A 19,475-nucleotide genomic window follows, 5' to 3' on the forward strand; every position below is an offset into this window, starting at 1 on the left:
ACATACTAAAATAATTATAAAACCTTATAAAGATAAAACAGGAATTCATTATGCCTAAAATATTACTTGTAGATGATGATATTGAGCTCACAGAACTACTTGCTGAGCTATTATCCTTGGAAGGATTTGATGTTAAGGTTGTACATAATGGTCAGGAAGCTCTTAATGAACTAGAAGAAAATGTTTATGATTTAGTATTATTAGATATTATGATGCCTATCCTTAATGGTATTGAAACACTAAAACAGCTACGTCAAAAATTAACGACGCCAGTACTTATGTTAAGTGCTCGAGATGATGATATTGATCGTGTTTTAGGTTTAGAATTAGGTGCAGATGATTATCTTCCAAAACCATTTAATGATAGAGAATTAGTGGCTCGTATTAAAGCTATTTTACGTAGAACAAGTTCAGTATCAAACATTTCTGATTCCGTGACAGTTCCTGTTACATTAGCACCAGAGGACGGTAGCAAACAATTATCGTTTGGCGGTGTTGAATTGCATCCTGGACGTCAACAAGCAACGTTTGAAGGAAAAGATCTCGAACTGACAGGAACAGAATTTGCGTTACTACAAATTCTTATACGTAATCCTGGACAGATTCTTTCTCGTGAACTATTAAGTTTAGAAATTTTAGGTAAGCGTTTAACTCCTTACGATCGTGCGATTGATATGCACATATCCAATTTACGTAAAAAACTGCCAGAGCGTAATGATAATTTACCATGGTTTAAAACACTACGTGGGCGTGGTTATTTGTTAGTAACAGAAAAATAATGATTGAAGTCCTCCATTTATCGGGGGACTTTTCTTTGGTAAAGAAATATGATAAAGAAAATAATGTCTGTTAGAAACTATCTCGTTTTTAAACTTTTTACATACTTTAGTTGCACATTTTTCTCTATTCTTTTTATTACTTTTACTGTTTCTCAACTAGATGAAAGACGTTTAGTACCTATAAAAGAACAAGATATCACATTCCTAAAGAAAGAAAGCGATAAAGTCAAAAAACGATTTGACCTTGATGATGCATTTGAACGAGACATTTCTATTGAGACACCAAATGGTTTAGAACTAATTCTTGTAGATAAAGAAACAGATATTGTGAGTGGAATGGATCAAAGTAATGTAAAACCTCTATTGGCCTTTATCTATCAAACAGAAGGTGCTGAACGCCCAATGTCACGCAGTATTGAAGAATACCGTATAAATGGGCCATTCCCTTTGTCCACAACAAAACGTGAATATAATGCATACTATCTTTTTAAAGTAAAAGTTCAAGAAGCTTGGTTAAACAATCTTTTTGATAATCCATTAACTATGACAGCATTGCTGTTAGCACTAACACTTCCTGTTATTTTTATTCTTTCATGGCGAATTACACGTCCATTAAGGGCATTACGTTTAACTGCAAATGCTGTAGCGAGAGGTACATTACAAATCAACCCTAAAATTGAACGACAAGGTGTAAAGGAGTTCCGTGATGTAGGCCGTAGTATGAATTATATGATCGCCTCACTTGAAGAACTAAGCCAACATCAACAAAGGTTATTATCAGATATTTCACACGAGTTAAAAACCCCTTTAGCTCGTTTACAACTTGCAACAGCAATATTGAAAAAGAAAATCGGCGAAAGCAATGAAACACAACGCATTGAAAATGAGATTCAGAAAATGAATGTCATGGTGCTTGATTTATTAGCAATTTCTCGCCAACAAGTGAATCAGCATGCTACACGTACAACTTTTGTGGTAGATGATATTTGGCGGGATGTATTAGAAGATGCAAAATTTGAAACTGAACACAATAATATTGCATTAGTTATAAAGAATGAATTACCAAATCATAAAAAATTTTATATCAATGGTAATGTCGCTTTATTAGCCAGTGCAATGGAAAATATTATCAGAAATGCACAGAAATACGCACATTCTCAAATTAACGTGGTATTCTCCTTGGAGAATGAGAATGAGAATGAGAATGAGAATGAGAATGAAAGGCTGATTATCTCTGTTGATGATGATGGTCCAGGTGTTCCAGAATCAGAATTGGAACAAATTTTCCGTCCTTTCTACCGTATTGATGAAGCAAGAGCAAGACATACTGGGGGAACCGGTTTAGGTTTAGCTATCGTTGCAAATGCAGCTAAACAACATCGAGGGACCGTGAAAGCGATGAAAAGCCCTATGGGAGGGCTTCGAGTTGAACTCTCTATTCCTCTTTGGTTTGAATAATCACTGAACTTATTAGCAAATATTCAGTCTAGAATATTTGCTAATTTTTTAGAAAATTCAAGCGCTTGTAATGAGCCCTCTTTGCAAAGAACGCCATACTTGTATTTGCCGCTGGATTTAAAAGTTTTCAAAAAATGCTAATTGCAAATACAAGTATGGCGTTCTTTTTCGGCATTGTGTAATTATTAGACATTGTTTGTAGGGGCAAATGTAATTTGCCCCTACAAACATAAATTTTAAATATTTGTACAACCGATACACAATGTTGATCTCTTGAGGATTTTATACGGAAAGTTACAATATGAAACTCATTGAAATAGAAAAGCTAAATAAGTATTTTGGCGAAGGCGAAAACCGAGCACACATTTTAAAAGATATTGACCTTACCATAGAACAAGGTGATTTTGTTGCGATTATCGGTGCGTCTGGCTCAGGAAAATCAACGCTGATGAATATTATTGGTTGCTTAGATACAGCAAGTTCAGGTATTTGTCGTATTGGTGGAAAAGAAACGCAACAAATGACTTCGGATGAACTATCGGATTTACGTCAGAGAAAATTCGGTTTTATTTTCCAACGCTACAACCTACTTTCCGCCCTCAATGCAAATGAAAACGTTGCATTACCTGCCATTTATGCCGGTATGGATAGCGCTTCTCGTAAAGAACGTGCGAATCAATTATTGGATAAATTAGGACTCTCTGATAAAACCGAGAATCGCCCTAATCAACTTTCAGGCGGGCAACAGCAACGTGTTAGTATTGCTCGAGCCTTAATGAATGGTGGAGAAATTATCCTTGCCGATGAACCAACCGGTGCTTTAGATTCCAAAAGTGGCGAAACCGTATTAGGTATTTTGCAAGATTTGCATAAAGAAGGCCATACCATCGTGATGGTAACACACGATCCGAATATTGCTGCAACGGCGAGCCGTATTATTGAAGTTAAAGATGGGCGTATTATTCGTGATGAACGACAAATGCCCTATGCCGATGAGCAAAAATTAAGTAAACCACCGCATAAAGCGCCTCGTTTCTTAGACCAACTCTCTGAATCATTTAAAATGGCGATGAGTGCAATTTTTGCACATAAATTAAGAGCGTTACTTACCATGCTCGGTATTGTAATTGGGATTACCTCGGTCATTTCCGTTGTTGCATTAGGAAGAGGCTCTCAAGAGCAAATTCTCTCCAATATCAATAGCTTAGGGACAAACACCATGACCATTATGAATGGGACAGGGTTTGGTGATAGACGCGCTAATTTAACCAAAAATCTGACGATAAGTGATGCGACCATGCTTGCCAAGCAGACTTATGTTGATAGCACTACGCCATCTAGTAATTTAAGTGCAACCTTAATTTATGGAAATACTAATGTAACCGGAACAGTAAATGGTGTTGGGGAACAATATTTAAGCGTAAAAGGCATGAAAATGGTTTCCGGACGCTTTTTTACCGCAGATGAAGTCACTCAAGCCGCACAAGTTGTCGTCATTGATGCCAATACTAAAAAAGATCTTAAATTAACCGAACCTGTTGAGGGGAAAATTATATTAGTAGATAAAAAACCGCTTAAAATTATCGGATTAGCGGAAGAGTCGAATAATATGAACCAAACAAGTTTAAAGTTATGGACACCTTATACGACACTTATGCAACGAATTTCCGGCGAAAAATCCATTGATTCTTTAACGGTAAAAGTAAAAGATGATATTGAAAGCCAAACCGCAGAGAAAAGTATTACAGAGTTACTGACGGCAAAACATGGTAAAAAAGATTTCTTCATTATGAATGCAGACACGATCAAACAAACCATTACAAGCACAACGAATACCATGACGCTTTTAATTTCATCTATTGCGTTGATCTCGTTAGTCGTTGGTGGAATTGGGGTCATGAATATTATGCTTGTATCTGTGACTGAACGAACAAAAGAAATTGGTGTTCGTATGGCAATTGGCGCAAAACAAAGTAATATTCTTCAACAATTCTTAATTGAAGCGATTTTAATTTGTTTACTGGGTGGTGTTATTGGTATTCTTTTAGCGATGAGCATTATCTTTGCCTTTAATGCTTTTGGCTCCGATTTCAAAATGGTACTAGCACCTGAATCGGTTGTATTAGCTGTACTTTGCTCTACTCTAATCGGTGTTGTGTTTGGTTATATGCCGGCAAAAAATGCCTCAAAATTAAATCCAATAACCGCATTAGCACAAGAATAAGCGGTTAAATTCAAGCTTTCTTTTGCAAAATGGGCAGAATGATATCTGCCCATTTTTATGCCTAATCTTCCTGCATACGTGTAATATCATGATATGAATTAAGGCGGCGAATCGTGCGAGAACGCCCTCTAATCAGAAGTGTTTCTGTTGCCATCATATTCCCTTTACGATGAACGCCTTTTACCAAATCACCATCTGTAATACCTGTTGCTGCAAAAAGGACATTATCATCTCGAACAATCTCTTCTAATTTTAACACTTGATTGACCGGAACATTCATTTCAGCACAACGCGCTAACTCTTTTTCAGCTGCTAAAATATTCTCGGGTGTATTTCCTTTAACTTGATTGCGAGGAATAAGTTTACCTTGAATATCGCCACCTAAGGCATGAACAGCCGCAGCTGCAACAACACCTTCTGGTGCACCACCTATTCCATATACAAGGTCAAAATCACTTTCCGGTAAACAGCACTGAACGGCTGCGGCAACATCGCCATCTGGGAATGCGACAACACGAACACCTAATGCCTGCACACTTTTAATAATTTCATCGTGGCGAGGTTTCGCTAAAATAGCTACCGTCATTTGTGAAAGGAGTTTTCCTTTTTTAGATGCGACTCGGCGAATGTTTTGTTCTAAAGGTAGATTTAAATCAATCATGCCTTTAGCGGAGCTATCCACAACCAATTTTTCCATATACATATCAGGTGCTTTTAGAAAAGCATTTCTACCCCCTGCAGCTAACACTGCTACTGCCCCAGCTTGTCCCATTGCAGTCATTCGAGTGCCATCAATCGGATCAACAGCGATATCAATTTCTTCATCCATTGCATTAGCCTGTCCGACTTTTTCACCGATATATAGCATTGGCGCTTCATCAATTTCCCCTTCGCCAATAACGATTTCACCTCGAATTTCCATTTTATTCAATAATGCTCGCATGGCTTTTACAGCAGCATCATCAGCTGCATTTTTATTGCCTCGCCCAATCCAATCATAAGCAGCGAGTGCTGCCGCTTCTGTTACACGGGAAAAATCAAAAGCTATTGCTCGTTTCATTTTGGTATCCTTATATAGCCATTAAAATAGACAGGCTATTTTAGCAAGTTGCAAACGTTTGCGAATCAAAATTTTATTAAAATTTGATCAAATAAATAAAATTCTAATTTCTTACGAACTTTTCAATGAAATCAACGTCTTAATGTTGTATAATCAATGTAAATTATCCCATTATAAAATTAGAGGTGAATACTATGTCATTATCCGTTCTTGATGAATTAGAAAGCAAAATTAAACAAGCCGTTGAAACAATCCAATTACTTCAATTAGAAGTTGAAGAATTAAAAGAAAAAAATGCTGAAGCAGAAAGAGCAAAAGCATCACTAAATCAAGAATATGAGCAATTAAAAGCAGAACAACAAAGCTTCCAAGAGCGTTTACGTTCGCTTTTAGGTCAAATTGATAACGTATAATTTCTTTTATTTGACATGAACGGCTAATTTAATTAGCCGTTTTTATTTGAATTTTTTGAATATGGCAAAACTTTATTTCTACTACTCTTCTATGAATGCAGGAAAATCAACAACCCTGCTACAATCTTCCTATAACTATCAAGAACGAGGCATGAATACCTTGGTTTATACCGCTGCAATTGACGATCGTTATGGGCTAGGTAAAGTCACTTCTCGAATTGGAATTTCCCAACAGGCTAATCTCTTTAGCGAAACCACGAATTTATTTAATGAAATTAAATCGGCATCTGAACAAAGTCCATTACATTGTATTTTAGTTGATGAGGCCCAGTTCTTAACAAAGCAACAGGTTTACCAACTGACTGATGTTGTCGATCATCTTAAAATCCCTGTTTTATGTTATGGATTGCGTACGGATTTCCAAGCTGAACTTTTCGAAGGTAGTAAATATCTCTTAGCATGGGCTGATGAATTAGAAGAATTAAAAACAATTTGTCATTGCGGTAAAAAAGCGCATTTTGTTATTCGTATGAATGAGAAAGGAGAAGCGGTTTGTGATGGCGATCAGATTCAGATCGGAGGAAATGATACTTATCTTTCTGTATGCCGTAAACATTACAAAGAGAAACTCGGAAAATAGTTCAAAAGGACGCCATGGCGTCCTTTTTTATATCTATTGCTTATGAGGTAACTTTTGCCATGTTACTTCATTTCGTAAGTACACAGGTTCAATGTCTAATGCGGTTTGAGTGGTTCCTGTCGCAATTGCATCTTTCGCAAGCGAAAGCATATATTTTGCTGAAGGTAATGTGATTTCACTCACCACAAGCGGTAGATTTTTTTCAGAAAATAACGAATATGCCGCCCAGCCGGTTCCTACAACGACAGGGTTTTCCGTGACATTGTCGCTTAATTGAAATTGTGCAAGTGCTTTTTCAGGAGAACAGACTTGTTCTTTTACTACCTCAACCCAACCGCTTTCTTCACGAGATAATTGAGAGAAATAGACCTCATTCATTCGGGCATCAATTAATGCAATCACTTTGGTTGCACCTAATTCTTGATAAGCTTGCTCCGCCATCGTTGTTAAATTGGAAATAGCAACAACAGGGAGATTCGTTCCCATTGCCAATCCTTGTGCCACACCAACCCCAACACGAACGCCCGTAAAGCTACCTGGACCTCGTCCAAAGGCTAAATAATCAACCTCTCGAATAGAGATCTTCGCCGCATTTAATAGCTCATCGATCATCGGTAAAATACGTTGCGTATGGGTACGAGGGCTTAATTCATCTAAAAAAGTTGTTTGCTCATGATGTAATAAAGCCACCGAACAAGCTTCAGTGGCAGTATCTAGAGCAAGAATGGTTTTTTTCATATATTCTTACACTAATATGCTCAATAATATGAGCGAAATTATTTCTCTGAACGGTTATTACGGCGAGTCTCAACAGCTTCAGCTAAAGCAAATAATGCTTTTTCACTATCGTCCCAACCGATACAACCATCTGTAATACTTTGTCCGTAAACTAAATCTTCAAGTTTTTGACCTGCCTTCAAATCTTGACGGCCTTCCACTAAATGACTTTCGATCATCACGCCTGAGATCAGTTCTGAACCGCCAGCAATTTGTTTGCAAACATCTTCACAAACATCCATTTGGCGTTTAAATTGTTTACTGCTATTTGCGTGACTAAAATCCACCATAACATGAGGACGGCGACCTGATTTCTCGATTTCAGCACAAACAGCCGCAACAGATTCTGCATCATAGTTAGTGCCTTTATCTCCACCTCGTAAAATGATGTGGCAATCTGGGTTACCTGCGGTAGAAACAATCGCTGAATGACCAAATTTAGTTACCGAAAGGAAATGGTGTTGCGCTTCTGCTGAAGCAATCGCATCTAATGCAATTTTCACGCCACCATTAGTACCATTTTTAAAACCAACTGCACAAGATAGTCCTGAAGCTAATTCACGATGTACTTGTGATTCTGTAGTACGAGCACCAATTGCACCCCAACTCATAAAATCAGCCATATACTGTGGCGTAATCATATCTAAAAACTCACCCGCAGCAGGTACAGTTAAATCATTAATATCTGAAAGCACTTTTCGACCTAATCGTAACCCATCATTTAATGCATAAGTTTCATTTAAGTATGGATCGTTAATTAAGCCTTTCCAACCAACTGTTGTACGTGGTTTTTCAAAGTAAACACGCATAACCACTTCAAGGTTTTTGTTAATTTTAGGGTTTTCACGCATTGCTTTGATTTTACGCGCATACTCTAATGCCGCCTTAGGATCGTGGATTGAGCAAGGCCCAATCACAACCAATAAACGGTCATCTGCACCATGAATTATGTTATGAACTGCCTTACGCGTTTTTGCTACGGTATCCGCTGCGATATCGCTTGCCGGGAAACGCTCTAACAAAGCAACTGGCGGTAATAATTCTTCAATTTTCTTAATACGAACATCATCATTTTTATAAGACATTGTGTTTCTCTCTTAAAGTAATTTAAATAGCTTGTCTAAAGTAGTTCAATCTACTTGAAATGTCAAATCGTTTTGTACTATTCAGATAGTACAAAACGATTTTTCTACTAACGGTTAGAAAAAGTATTGCAGATTGAAGGGTTACCCGAAGCTAAACCTTTTCTAAACCACGCTAAACGCTCTGCTGAAGATCCATGAGTAAAACTATCTGGAACAACATATCCTTGGGATTGTTTTTGTAAACGATCATCGCCTACCGCTTGTGAAGCAATAAAAGCCTCTTCTACATCACCACTATCCAGTTTTCCTTCTTTTTGGATTTGATGTCCCCATACACCAGCAAAGCAATCTGCTTGTAATTCTACATTGACGGAAATTTTATTCGCTGCTGCTTGACTACGTGCTTGTTGTTGAGCTTGCTGAGTTTGACGAGTTATTCCGAGTAAATTCTGTACATGATGTCCAATTTCATGAGCAATCACATAAGCAAAAGCAAAATCGCCGGAAGCTTTTAATTGGTTCTTCATATCATCATAAAAAGAAAGATCTAAATAAACTTTCTCATCCATTGGACAATAAAAAGGCCCCATAGCCGATTGACCTGTTCCACATGCCGTTTGTGTAACGCCACGATATAAAACAAGTTTAGGCTCGCGATAAGTTAAACCGTTCTGTTTAAAATAATCTCCCCAAATTCGCTCAGTCGTATAAAGTACCTTACGAGAAAGTGTGTTAAGTTGTTCTTCTTCCGCCGAAGAGGATTGTGCACTTTGCTGATAAGTTGTCGTTGAGTTATCGCTATATCCCATAATACCGGTTAAATCAACACCGTAATAGGCTCCCACCAACACAATAATAAACCCGAGAATACCGCCTTTTTTTCCACCTGTTACTCGACGACCATAGTTAGATTGACCACGTCTATCCTCTACGTTACTACTTTCTCTTTCATTATCTAAACGCATATTTATGCTCCATTACCTAAAATTTGATATCGATTTTATACGAATATCTTAAACTTACCTATATATATTAATAAAAATAAGCGGTCATATTTTACGAAGATTTGGCAAATCTTTAGTGAAAAATGACCGCTTGTATTTATATACTAACGCGATAACACTTCACGTTTTCCACCTTTACCCGGTTCAGAGATGATCCCTTGAGCCTCAAGTTGATCAATAATTCGTCCTGCACGGTTAAAGCCTAATGAAAAACGTCGTTGAATACCACTAATTGAGGTAATACCACTTTCAACCACAAACTCAACAACCTCATCAAATAGTGGGTCTAAATCGCCTAATGCACCTCGATTAGTTGTATCCACTTCTTCTAAAGATTCTACAATGCTATCTAAGTATTGAGGCTTGCCTCGTGCCCGCCAGTTATCCGCAATACGAGAGACTTCATCATCTTCCATAAACGCACCATGCACTCGAATAATATCAGGGCTTCCGGCACCGGAATATAACATGTCGCCACGTCCTAATAAGGCTTCGGCGCCGCCTGCATCAAGAATCGTCCGAGAATCAATTTGGCTTGCAACGGTAAATGCAATTCGACTAGGGATATTCGCTTTAATTACACCAGTAATCACATCTGTGGACGGTCTTTGTGTCGCAAGAATTAGATGGATACCCACAGCTCGTGCTTTTTGTGCAATACGCATAATATACTCTTCGACTTCTTTACCGGCACTCATCATTAAATCGGCAAATTCATCAACGATTAACACGATATAACTTAACTTCGTTAATGGTGGAGGTAAAGCATCCATTGAATCTCTTGGGCGCCAAGTCGGATCAGGAATTGGCATTTGCATAGCAGCTGCCTGATCAATTTTAGCGTTATACCCTTCAATATTACGAACTTGTAAATGGCTGACTAATAAATAACGGCGTTCCATCTCTTCTACTGCCCAACGCAATGCATTTGCCGCTTTCTTCATATCTGTCACAACCGGTGTCAGAAGATGAGGAATATCATTATAAATAGAGAGTTCAACCACTTTCGGATCTATCATAATAAAGCGAACTTGTTCTGGTGTCAGTTTAAAGAGTAAACTCAAAATCATCGAATTTACACCGACTGATTTTCCACCGCCCGTTTGCCCAGCCACTAATAAATGCGGCATTTTTGCCATATCAACAACAACAGGATTACCGCTAATATCTTTTCCCAATGCCATCGGTAGAGTTGCCTTGGTATTCACAAACTCATCACTACTTAAGACATCACGTAACCAAACTGTTTCTCGATGCTGGTTAGGCGTTTCAATCCCCATATAAGGTTTACCTGGTACAACTTCTGTAATACGGATAGCCTTAAACATCAATTCTCGGGCTAAATCGCTTGCGAGAGAAGTGACCTTTGCCGCTTTCACACCTGCCGCCGGTTTGATTTCATAACGAGTTACGACGGGGCCAACCAAAACATCTTCGACGGTTGCCTTCACACCATAATTTGCTAATGCGGTTTCGATACGGCGAGAGGTCTCAAGAATTTCCTCTTCGGTAATTTGTCTTGTGCTTTGTTTATGCTCAGCCAATAAATCTAATGTTGGCAACGGCGTTGTCGGTTTTTCTAAAACCTTATTTTTTTGCAACAACGGATGAATGAGCGTATCGCCATAGCCTTTAGGGTAAACCGTACTATCAGAAGTTGTTGCTTTAATAGGTGTACTAAATTCTGAAGGCGTTGGTTCAGTACGGATTTTGACTTGTGCCGTTAAATCTGTACTGAAATCGGTTGAACCTTCTGTAATTTTATGAAAAGTCTGTTCTAACCCTGCTGCTTTCGCACGTGCTTCTACTTCAGCTAATCTTGCTCGCTCCATTTCAGCGAAGGCTTTTGCTCTCTCAGACTCAAAATCATCTTCCGTTTGGGTTTCCTCAACCTCTTTAAAAGGTGTTAGCTTTACGATAGGCTTCGCCATAGGTTGAAATTCTTGCATAAATGCCGGAGGCTGAACTTTATCCTCACTCATTTCGACTACTCTTTCTTCCTCATCTTCATATTCATCTTCCCATTCTTCTGCTGTTTCTTCTGATAATGCGCTTTCAGGGAGTTGAACTTTAAATTGCGCCGGATTCACAAAATTTGAATTTGTTAATTCATGAGGAATATCAACCGCTTGCATTTGAGATTGTTCTTCTGCCTGCGGATTTAATCTTACTTTAGGTAAGTCAATGTGTAGAATTTCTTCCTCTGTTTTTTCAGGTGCGATAACGTCATCTTGAGGATTAAATCCTTGAACGTTTACACTTGGTAAAGCAAGTTCTGCATCAACCTTAAACATCGAGCTACCATTTTCTTCATGTTCTTGTTCAATATGCGTGATCTCATCTTCTGATGTTGGGCGTAAGCCATGAATGTTAGGGCGTTTAAAATGCGTTGGATCTGTGAACTGATTTTCAACATTTCGCATTTTTTCCGTTTGTTCTACAGATTCTTCATTTAAATCAACTACCACATTTTCGGCTTCTGATGAAACGATTTCTTCTGTTTTCTTCTCATCTTTTGCTGTCACCCAGTCATAAAACTGTGTAAATAGTGGGATAAGAGATTGTCCGGAACAAAAATAGAAACCTACTGCCACACACAACATCGAAACGAACAATGTTCCAAATTGCCCAATGCTCGAATCTAATAAAGCATGTAGCATACTTCCGATAAATCCACCAGAGAGATAATAAACAGAGTTACTTAAGACAGACGTTGCGATACCTGATAGACCCAACATCAGGAGTAAAAAACTCCCGATTCGGAGTGAAAGTTGTTTGAAGGTCAGATCTTCAGCCATACGGGTAATAAGCGCATAAGCTGAAGCCCCAGTGATTGAAAATGGAACAAGAAAACTTAATTTCCCGAAAAAGGCATAAAGTAAATCAATAATCCATGCCCCTAAACTACCTGTTTTATTAAGGATTTGATTTTCCGTCGCAGAACTCGCTACACTCCAAGCGTTATCTAAAGGACTATAACTTGCCCACGCTAAAATAAGATAGATACCCAATAACCCGACTATCGCAATCGCAAAGTTAATGAGATTTTCCTTTCCTCTAAGTCGTTTAATCACATTTAATCCTTATTTTAATAGTAGGTAGTTGGTTTGCTTGACTTCTTCCATAACCACATAGGTTCGGGTATCGTTTACCCCCGGTAAACGTAACAAGGTGGTTCCAAGTAATTTACGATAGGCAGCCATATCTGCCACACGAGTTTTGAGAAGATAATCAAAATCCCCTGATACCAAATGACATTCTTGAATTTCGTCTAATTGTTGTACTGCTTGGTTAAACTCTTCAAAAACATCTGGTTTACCTCTTACTAGCGTAATTTCGACAATGACCAAAAGAGGGGCTTCGAGTAATTCCGGGTTAAGCAACGCACGATATCCCATAATCACATTTTGTTTTTCCAAGCGTTTAACCCGTTCTAAACAAGGGGTCGGTGAAAGCCCTACACGTTTAGAAAGCTCAATATTAGAGATTTTTCCGTTACGTTGTAGTTCATTGAGAATTTTAAGATCTATCGCATCAAGTGCTCTTGCTAATTTTTTATTTTCCATTTGATTATCCTATTCGTTGCCTGACTCAAATTATACCGAATATCCGATCAGTGATCTAATACTTGTGCAATGCGTTTTCCATATTCTGTTCGCCAACCCGTTAATAATTCAGGCGTTTTATCTGCCGGCTTACCTTTCAAATGCCATTTGAATAATTGATTTAATTGACGTTTACTCGCCAATAATTCAGGGGCAAGATCAAGCGGTTGAATTTCTTGCATTTTTTGCTGCATTGCTTTAAGGGCATATTTATAACCTTTTTCATCCACTAAGCGTACCACTTTCTCAGGATAATGTTCGGGTAACACAGCCATGCCTTGTTCAACTAAACGTAAGATTTTTTTTCCGTGAATTCTGACTTCATTCGGGTGCATAAATTCCAAGAGTTGTGATGTATGTTTAGGCAATTGACGAGCAATTTCATATAAATTTTGTTCTTTAATGACAAAATTGAGTGCTAAGTCTCTTTTTTGCGCTTCTTCCCATCGCCATTTTGTGAGAAGTTGTAATACAGCAAGTTGATAAGGTTCTAATCGCCATGCATTAGCAATATGTTTATACATTTGGTCTGGATTTTCATCTTTCAGTTTTCTATGTAAGAACTTTTGACACTCTTCCTCCACGGCTTTTTGCCAACGGTTTTCAGAAAGCTCTTTTTGCATTTTGTGATAAACCGGCAACAAATAAAACACATCGGCGGCAGCGTATTGACACTGTATTTCACTTAAAGGACGAGCCAACCAATCTGTTCTAGAAGCGCCCTTATCTAATTCAATATGAAGATAATGTTCTACGAGCTTCGCAAATCCAATCGAAATTCCTCGATTTAAGAAGCCGGCAACAACTTGTGTATCAACTAAAGGCGTTGGTAATTGTTTAAAGCGATATTCAAAAACTTCTAGATCTTCACTACACGCATGTAAGACTTTAATGACGTCGGGATTAGCTAATAATGCAATAAAAGGGGAAAAATCTTCAATGCTACTTGGATCAATTAAGCTGACTTGCTCGCCATCAAACAATTGAATTAAGCCTAATTGAGGGTAAAAAGAACGGATACGGATAAATTCAGTATCTAATGCAATCGCTTTTTTAGTGGCAGCTTTCTGGCAGACTTCGTCTAATTGTTGGCTAGTCGAAACCCAATGATAATGGATAGTTTGGTGCATTTTTAAACGTTCTCTCGATTTTCTTTAATTTTAAAAATAAATAATGTGAATTGGATCACATTCTGAAAATAAATTGGTTGTATTCCTCCAAAATTAAAGGAAAATAATAACCAAATGGAGCAAATAAAACAAAATAATAAGGAAAAAAAGATGACAGAAAATCGGATTCAAAACATTGGCACAATTTATCGCTTAATTGAGCAATTTGAATTGATTTCAAGAACCGATCTTGCCAAATTAGCCGGCTTAGCGCCAGCCTCTATTACCAATATTACTAAAGCGTTAATTGACAAACAGTTCATTATTGAACGTACCGCTCAAGATTCTATTTCCCGTGGAAGACCTGCTGTCGGGCTTTCTGTTTCCCCATTTTTCTGGCGTTTACTCTGTTTAACCATCTCGTCAGAGAAAATTCATGTTTCTCTTTGCGAATTAAACGGAACGCCTCTTTATACTGAGAATTATACCGTTTCTTCCATAGATTATCCTAGCCTTGACACACTAATTATGGAAAATCTGCAAGATTTTCAGCAAAAATACCCGCTTGCAAAAGAACAATTGTTGGCTATTTCTGTTTGTGTTGTCGGGAAAATAGACGCGAATAAACGTATGATTACCGAACTAGGGGGACAACAATTGCACTGTCCTCTTATGGAAAAACTAGAATCTCATTTCACACACCCTATTTTACTGAATGAACATTTCCATCTTTGGTTACTGGCAGAATCAACCGTAGGGAGCTTAATTAGCGATGATAATGTCATTTTCTTACAGCTTGATGAATCCATTAACTTAAGTGTTCTCATGCGTGGTGCACTGCTCTATCAACAATCAAAAATGAATGTGGATAAGATGTTAATGCCTAAATTCAGCCCATTAAGTGACCAAATTTTTCCTGAACTTGATGAAATCCAACGTTATCAACTTACCAATCAAGTCACATTCTCAGCATTAATAAGATTAATTGATTTACATCTACCGAATACCTTGAAAACAAGTCAGGAAAAAATTAACTTCCTTTGTGAACAAATAGAACAACAAAATGAGCAAGCATTGCTTATTCTCAACCATATTAGTGATAACTTGGCGTATGTGTTGATGAATCTTATCAATATATTCTCTACACAAAAAGTACTGTTTGATTCTCCTTTATTAAAAGTTAAACAGGTTTTATTTGAACAAATTACTGAGAAATTACAAAAAACCTTGCTTATTGATAACCTTAACATTCAATTGGTAACAAGCCAATTTGAATGGAATAATGAAATTATCCCCTGTTCTGCAATAAAACAAGGAATTTATGAAGGAAGTTTGATCAAGGACATAAACTAGCTTACGCTTTTTAGATAGACTTATGGCTATTTGGAATCTGACTTAATAAGGAAGGACAAATATGCCATCTCTCTTTATCACAGGAACAGATACCAATGTTGGAAAAACAATTGTTACCCGTGCATTGTTACAAACATTGGCACAATATGATGTTCCTGTTGTACCTTACAAACCGATTGCCTGCGGTGGTGCGGAAGAATTACCAACAGAATTACCTCAAGATGATTATGCAAGTGAAGATAATAGTGACGTTTTAACATTACTTAAAAGCACACTTCCTCAAGTACAATATCGAGAAATCAACAGCTATACCTTTACACATTCTAGTACACCTGTTTTTGCGGCATTAGATGCAGTAAGGCATATTCATGTTGAAAAACTTAACTATGATTTAACACGCTTACAGAAGAAATATCATAATATTCTTGTGGAAGGGACTTATGGTTGGCTAACCCCCATCAATAAAGACTTCAGTTTTGCGGATTGGGTTCAGCAAAATAAAATGCCCGTTATCTTAGTGGTGGGCATTAAAGAAGGTTGTGCAAATCATGCTTTACTTACGGCACAAGCAATTAAAGCCAGCGGTGTTCCCCTAATTGGCTGGGTAGCTAATCGCATAAATCCAGGGCTTCGTCATTATGTGGAGTTAGTTGAAATGCTAACACAAAAAATTGACGCTCCATTATTAGGACAAATCCCTTATATTGGAAGACCTGAAGAAAAAGAACTGCATCAATTTATTCAGAACCCCGAACCTTTATTGCAATATTTTCGTAAATAAGAATAACAAAACTCCCCTAGTGGGGAGTTTTTTCATATTATTTCTTCGTTATCGCACCTAAAAGTCCACGCATAATCTGCTTAGTAAGATTATTTCTGAGATTGCGTCCAACTTGCTGTGCTACTTGACTAACAACTTGTTCCGTTAAAGATTGATCTTTTTTCTTTTTCGTCCCAAAAATTGAACCAATTAGTCCGCCTACAAAGCTCTCTTCGCCTTCTTCCTCTGCTTGTTTTTGCGCTTCAACTTGTTTTGCCTGATCGTTTAACATTTCAAATGCTGAGACATTATCGACATATTGGCTGTAATGGAGATAAAGGTCATCTTGTTTAACTAAACTATCTCGTTCTGCCGCTGTTAATGGAGTCAATTGGCTTCTTGGTGGGTAAATATAAGCCACCTCAACCGGCGTTGGCATGCCTTTTTCATCTAACACCGAAATCAAGGCTTCTCCAACCCCTAGTGTCGTAATTGCTTCAACAACATCAACACCTTTATTCGCACGGAAGGTTTCTGCCGCAGATTTAACCGCCTTTTGATCTCTTGGCGTAAAAGCTCGTAAAGCATGCTGAATACGGTTACCTAGTTGTCCTAAAACGCTGTCTGGTAAGTCTAGCGGATTTTGTGTAACAAAATAAACACCGACACCTTTAGAACGAATTAAGCGGACAACTTGCTCAATCTTATCAACCAACACAGTTGGTGCACCATCAAACAAGAGATGCGCTTCATCAAAGAATAGCACAAATTTAGGCTTATCCGGATCGCCGACTTCCGGTAATTTTTCAAAGAGCTCCGCCATAAACCAAAGCAAGAACGCACCATACATACGAGGCGAATTAATCAATTTTTCTGAATTTAGAACGTTGATGACGCCTTTACCATTACGGGTTTGAATCCAATCGAATAAATCTAATGCCGGTTCGCCAAAGAGCTTTTCTGCACCTTCATTTTCTAGCGCAAGTAGCGCACGCTGAATTGCCCCAACACTTGCTGCAGAAACATTGCCATATTCCACTTGGAATTGTTTAGCATTTTCTGCAACAAATTTTAACATTGCACGAAGATCTTTAAGATCGATAAGCAATAATCCTTGATCATCTGCAACACGGAAAACTAAATTAAGTAATCCCTCTTGGGTTTCATTCAAATTCAATAAACGAGCCAGTAGCATTGGACCCATTTCAGAAATGGTTGTTCGTAGCGGTATGCCCGTTTCACCAAATACGTCCCAATAGGATACAGGGTAACCGTTTAGATAACTTTCTCCCCCTAAATTGAATTGCTCAATGCGTTCTGCAATTTTTCCACTAAATTGACCCGCTTGTGAAATCCCTGAAATATCGCCTTTCACATCAACAAGGAAAACAGGAACACCGTGGTCACTAAAACTTTCCGCTAACTTACGTAACGTAACAGTTTTCCCTGTACCTGTTGCACCAGCAATTAGACCATGGCGGTTAGCCATTTTTGCTGTTAATGAAATTACATTACCCTCTTTAGATTGGGCAATCGCATAATTTGTCATGTTTTCTCTCTCTATGATTTAATGCCAACTTGGAAACCTCGTTCCCAATTTTTCTGATAACCGATTGGTCCTGAACCTTTGCAATAAGCCACACGCTGTTGAAACATCGAGTTTCTTTGGCTACGGAATGATTTGCCAACCCGAAACCCATCTAAATACCAATCGTCAAGATCGTTACAAGCTGTTGTGTTAATACGCCCATGTGCGATCTGTTGTGTTTTAGTTTTCTTTGTTGTATGAGTGTAATTGCCCTTCGGTTCTGGGTACCCCTTTGTCACATTGACAGCTTGTCTTGGTTTATTGGGTTCAAATGTTTTACCCAAATCATCCCAAAACTCTTGTGTATCTGCTGTGCATGCTGATAAGAATACTGGTAATAAAAGGTAAATGATCTTATGTTTCATATTTTATCGTTTCACATTCCGATTAAATCTTGGTGCTCTTTTTACTTTAGGCAAAGCCAATAGTGCTTGGCTATCATATTGACTGACCGGAATAGAATGTCCGATATATTCTTCAATTGCCGGTAAATTTACTGCATAACGCTCACAGGCAAAACTAATAGAATGTCCACTTTGCCCTGCTCGACCGGTTCGTCCAATTCGGTGTACATAATCTTCACGATCATCAGGTAAATCGTAATTAAAGACGTGAGTCACTTCAGGAATATGCAAACCACGCGCAGCAACATCTGTTGCGACTAAAATATCCAATTCCCCTTTTGTAAAGCTATCTAATAACGCTAAGCGTTTTTTCTGAGCAATATCTCCCGTTAATAATCCCACTCGATGACCATCAGCAAGCAAGTATTGCCAAATTTCTTCACATTTTTGTTTGGTATTTGCGAAAATCATACAACGCTCTGGCCATTCTTCCTCTAATAAGGTAAGAAGTAGCGCCATTTTATCTTCATTAGACGGATAAAAAAGTTCTTCTTTAATCCGATGCCCAGTACGTTGTAACGGTTCTATCTCGACATAGGAAGCATTATTCATATCTTCGTAAGCGAGTTCTCGTACTCGAGGAGATAATGTTGCGGAAAATAACATCGTCAAACGTTGTTCCGGTTTAGGGCATTTGCGCATTAAGTAACGAATATCCTTAATAAACCCAAGATCAAACATGCGATCCGCTTCATCTAATACAATGACCTGAACGCAATCTAAGTTGATGATTCCTTGTTTTACGTAATCAATAACACGACCTGTAGTACCAACAAGAATATCAACGCCTTTTTCAATGGCTTCAACCTGTTTCTCATAACCATCGCCACCATAAGCTAAGGCCAATTTTAAATCTGAATGTTTAACCAACAGCTCGGCATCAGAGGCAATTTGTACGGCTAATTCACGTGTAGGGGCTAAAATCAATGCTCGAGGTTGATTTTTCTTGCTTTGGCATTCGTTAGTCAGCAAATGGTGGAACGTTGCAATTAAAAACGCCATCGTTTTTCCTGTACCTGTTTGCGCTTGTCCGGCAATATCATTCCCTTTTAACGTGATCGGTAATGTTTTTGCTTGAATCGGTGTACAGAATTCAAATCCTTTACTTTCTAAGGCGGCTAATACATTTTCGTGGATCGAAAAGTCAATAAACCGTTGTTCTGTTAAATGCTGGGACATTAAATCCTTCCTTCTTTTGTTATACAGGTAAATAATA

Annotated in this window: 17 protein-coding genes; 7 read left to right on the top strand and 10 right to left on the bottom strand. The window is 38.1% G+C overall.

The window, feature by feature from the left end; translation table 11 throughout:
• Positions 1 to 50: 50 nt before the first annotated feature.
• The 3 genes from DDU33_RS08425 (at position 51) to DDU33_RS08435 (ending at position 4,461) form a co-directional block, all read left to right on the top strand.
• Positions 51 to 779, top strand: coding sequence for a response regulator (locus tag DDU33_RS08425; RefSeq protein WP_005817651.1), 729 nt, complete (start codon positions 51 to 53; stop codon positions 777 to 779).
• A 63-nt stretch (positions 780 to 842) separates the two neighbouring features.
• Entirely contained in the window at positions 843 to 2,237 is a 1,395-nt protein-coding gene (gene cpxA / locus DDU33_RS08430; protein WP_244175315.1) for an envelope stress sensor histidine kinase CpxA, read from the top strand.
• A gap of 301 nt (positions 2,238 to 2,538) precedes the next feature.
• The gene (locus tag DDU33_RS08435; protein WP_005817653.1) at positions 2,539 to 4,461 is read left to right on the top strand and encodes a MacB family efflux pump subunit; all 1,923 of its coding nucleotides are present in this window, start codon (positions 2,539 to 2,541) and stop codon (positions 4,459 to 4,461) included.
• A 61-nt stretch (positions 4,462 to 4,522) separates the two neighbouring features.
• On the opposite strand, the gene glpX is transcribed toward DDU33_RS08435, so the two are convergent.
• Positions 4,523 to 5,521, bottom strand: coding sequence for a class II fructose-bisphosphatase (gene glpX, locus DDU33_RS08440; RefSeq protein ID WP_108924705.1), 999 nt, complete (start codon positions 5,519 to 5,521; stop codon positions 4,523 to 4,525).
• 194 nt (positions 5,522 to 5,715) lie between these two features.
• On the opposite strand from glpX, the gene DDU33_RS08445 reads away from it, so the two are divergent.
• Together DDU33_RS08445 and DDU33_RS08450 are read left to right on the top strand one after the other, a co-directional pair.
• A complete protein-coding gene (locus tag DDU33_RS08445) occupies positions 5,716 to 5,934 on the top strand; it encodes a cell division protein ZapB (protein ID WP_005817655.1) in 219 nt (72 codons plus the stop codon).
• A 61-nt stretch (positions 5,935 to 5,995) separates the two neighbouring features.
• Positions 5,996 to 6,574 carry a thymidine kinase gene (locus DDU33_RS08450; protein WP_005817656.1) on the top strand — a complete coding sequence of 193 codons (579 nt, stop codon included), beginning with the start codon at positions 5,996 to 5,998 and terminating at the stop codon, positions 6,572 to 6,574.
• Positions 6,575 to 6,607: 33 nt separating this feature from the next.
• On the opposite strand, the gene tsaB is transcribed toward DDU33_RS08450, so the two are convergent.
• The 6 genes from tsaB to rnd all read right to left on the bottom strand — a co-directional run bounded on the left by tsaB (position 6,608) and on the right by rnd (position 14,175).
• A complete protein-coding gene (tsaB, locus tag DDU33_RS08455; RefSeq protein ID WP_005817658.1) occupies positions 6,608 to 7,312 on the bottom strand; it encodes a tRNA (adenosine(37)-N6)-threonylcarbamoyltransferase complex dimerization subunit type 1 TsaB in 705 nt (234 codons plus the stop codon).
• 38 nt (positions 7,313 to 7,350) lie between these two features.
• On the bottom strand, positions 7,351 to 8,436 hold the full coding sequence (aroG, locus tag DDU33_RS08460) for a 3-deoxy-7-phosphoheptulonate synthase AroG (protein ID WP_108924707.1): 1,086 nt from the start codon (positions 8,434 to 8,436) through the stop codon (positions 7,351 to 7,353).
• Positions 8,437 to 8,543: 107 nt separating this feature from the next.
• On the bottom strand, positions 8,544 to 9,401 hold the full coding sequence (gene ypfJ, locus DDU33_RS08465; protein WP_108924709.1) for a KPN_02809 family neutral zinc metallopeptidase: 858 nt from the start codon (positions 9,399 to 9,401) through the stop codon (positions 8,544 to 8,546).
• 143 nt (positions 9,402 to 9,544) lie between these two features.
• A complete protein-coding gene (locus DDU33_RS08470) occupies positions 9,545 to 12,514 on the bottom strand; it encodes a DNA translocase FtsK (protein ID WP_108924711.1) in 2,970 nt (989 codons plus the stop codon).
• 9 nt (positions 12,515 to 12,523) lie between these two features.
• The gene (gene lrp, locus DDU33_RS08475) at positions 12,524 to 13,006 is read right to left on the bottom strand and encodes a leucine-responsive transcriptional regulator Lrp (protein WP_005817692.1); all 483 of its coding nucleotides are present in this window, start codon (positions 13,004 to 13,006) and stop codon (positions 12,524 to 12,526) included.
• A 47-nt stretch (positions 13,007 to 13,053) separates the two neighbouring features.
• Positions 13,054 to 14,175, bottom strand: a complete 1,122-nt coding sequence (gene rnd / locus DDU33_RS08480) for a ribonuclease D (RefSeq protein ID WP_005817694.1) — start codon at positions 14,173 to 14,175, stop codon at positions 13,054 to 13,056.
• Between the two features lie 150 nt (positions 14,176 to 14,325).
• Between rnd and DDU33_RS08485 the strand changes: the two genes are divergently transcribed.
• Positions 14,326 to 15,507: an ROK family protein gene (locus DDU33_RS08485; protein WP_108924713.1), complete on the top strand. Its 1,182-nt coding sequence runs from the start codon at positions 14,326 to 14,328 to the stop codon at positions 15,505 to 15,507.
• Between the two features lie 61 nt (positions 15,508 to 15,568).
• Positions 15,569 to 16,288 carry a dethiobiotin synthase gene (gene bioD / locus DDU33_RS08490; protein ID WP_005817696.1) on the top strand — a complete coding sequence of 240 codons (720 nt, stop codon included), beginning with the start codon at positions 15,569 to 15,571 and terminating at the stop codon, positions 16,286 to 16,288.
• A 37-nt stretch (positions 16,289 to 16,325) separates the two neighbouring features.
• Here bioD and DDU33_RS08495 read toward each other — a convergent pair whose 3' ends face one another.
• The 3 genes from DDU33_RS08495 to rhlB are packed head-to-tail and all read right to left on the bottom strand — an operon-like array spanning position 16,326 to position 19,438.
• Positions 16,326 to 17,816: a helicase HerA-like domain-containing protein gene (locus DDU33_RS08495; RefSeq protein WP_108924715.1), complete on the bottom strand. Its 1,491-nt coding sequence runs from the start codon at positions 17,814 to 17,816 to the stop codon at positions 16,326 to 16,328.
• An 11-nt stretch (positions 17,817 to 17,827) separates the two neighbouring features.
• The gene (locus tag DDU33_RS08500; protein WP_108924717.1) at positions 17,828 to 18,220 is read right to left on the bottom strand and encodes a hypothetical protein; all 393 of its coding nucleotides are present in this window, start codon (positions 18,218 to 18,220) and stop codon (positions 17,828 to 17,830) included.
• A gap of 3 nt (positions 18,221 to 18,223) precedes the next feature.
• The gene (rhlB, locus tag DDU33_RS08505) at positions 18,224 to 19,438 is read right to left on the bottom strand and encodes an ATP-dependent RNA helicase RhlB (RefSeq protein ID WP_108924719.1); all 1,215 of its coding nucleotides are present in this window, start codon (positions 19,436 to 19,438) and stop codon (positions 18,224 to 18,226) included.
• Positions 19,439 to 19,475 lie beyond the last annotated feature (37 nt).

The organism is Actinobacillus porcitonsillarum (assembly GCF_003101015.1).
Taxonomy (GTDB): Bacteria; Pseudomonadota; Gammaproteobacteria; order Enterobacterales; family Pasteurellaceae; genus Haemophilus_A; species Haemophilus_A porcitonsillarum.

Coding starts and splice junctions, on each gene's coding strand:
- DDU33_RS08485 (WP_108924713.1), top strand. CDS start 14,326: ATGACAGAAAATCGGATTCAAAACATTGGCACAATTTATCGCTTAATT.
- DDU33_RS08450 (WP_005817656.1), top strand. CDS start 5,996: ATGGCAAAACTTTATTTCTACTACTCTTCTATGAATGCAGGAAAATCA.
- DDU33_RS08425 (WP_005817651.1), top strand. CDS start 51: ATGCCTAAAATATTACTTGTAGATGATGATATTGAGCTCACAGAACTA.
- glpX (WP_108924705.1), bottom strand. CDS start 5,521: ATGAAACGAGCAATAGCTTTTGATTTTTCCCGTGTAACAGAAGCGGCA.
- rnd (WP_005817694.1), bottom strand. CDS start 14,175: ATGCACCAAACTATCCATTATCATTGGGTTTCGACTAGCCAACAATTA.
- DDU33_RS08445 (WP_005817655.1), top strand. CDS start 5,716: ATGTCATTATCCGTTCTTGATGAATTAGAAAGCAAAATTAAACAAGCC.
- aroG (WP_108924707.1), bottom strand. CDS start 8,436: ATGTCTTATAAAAATGATGATGTTCGTATTAAGAAAATTGAAGAATTA.
- DDU33_RS08435 (WP_005817653.1), top strand. CDS start 2,539: ATGAAACTCATTGAAATAGAAAAGCTAAATAAGTATTTTGGCGAAGGC.
- DDU33_RS08500 (WP_108924717.1), bottom strand. CDS start 18,220: ATGAAACATAAGATCATTTACCTTTTATTACCAGTATTCTTATCAGCA.
- cpxA (WP_244175315.1), top strand. CDS start 843: ATGTCTGTTAGAAACTATCTCGTTTTTAAACTTTTTACATACTTTAGT.
- rhlB (WP_108924719.1), bottom strand. CDS start 19,438: ATGTCCCAGCATTTAACAGAACAACGGTTTATTGACTTTTCGATCCAC.
- tsaB (WP_005817658.1), bottom strand. CDS start 7,312: ATGAAAAAAACCATTCTTGCTCTAGATACTGCCACTGAAGCTTGTTCG.
- bioD (WP_005817696.1), top strand. CDS start 15,569: ATGCCATCTCTCTTTATCACAGGAACAGATACCAATGTTGGAAAAACA.
- ypfJ (WP_108924709.1), bottom strand. CDS start 9,401: ATGCGTTTAGATAATGAAAGAGAAAGTAGTAACGTAGAGGATAGACGT.
- DDU33_RS08495 (WP_108924715.1), bottom strand. CDS start 17,816: ATGACAAATTATGCGATTGCCCAATCTAAAGAGGGTAATGTAATTTCA.
- lrp (WP_005817692.1), bottom strand. CDS start 13,006: ATGGAAAATAAAAAATTAGCAAGAGCACTTGATGCGATAGATCTTAAA.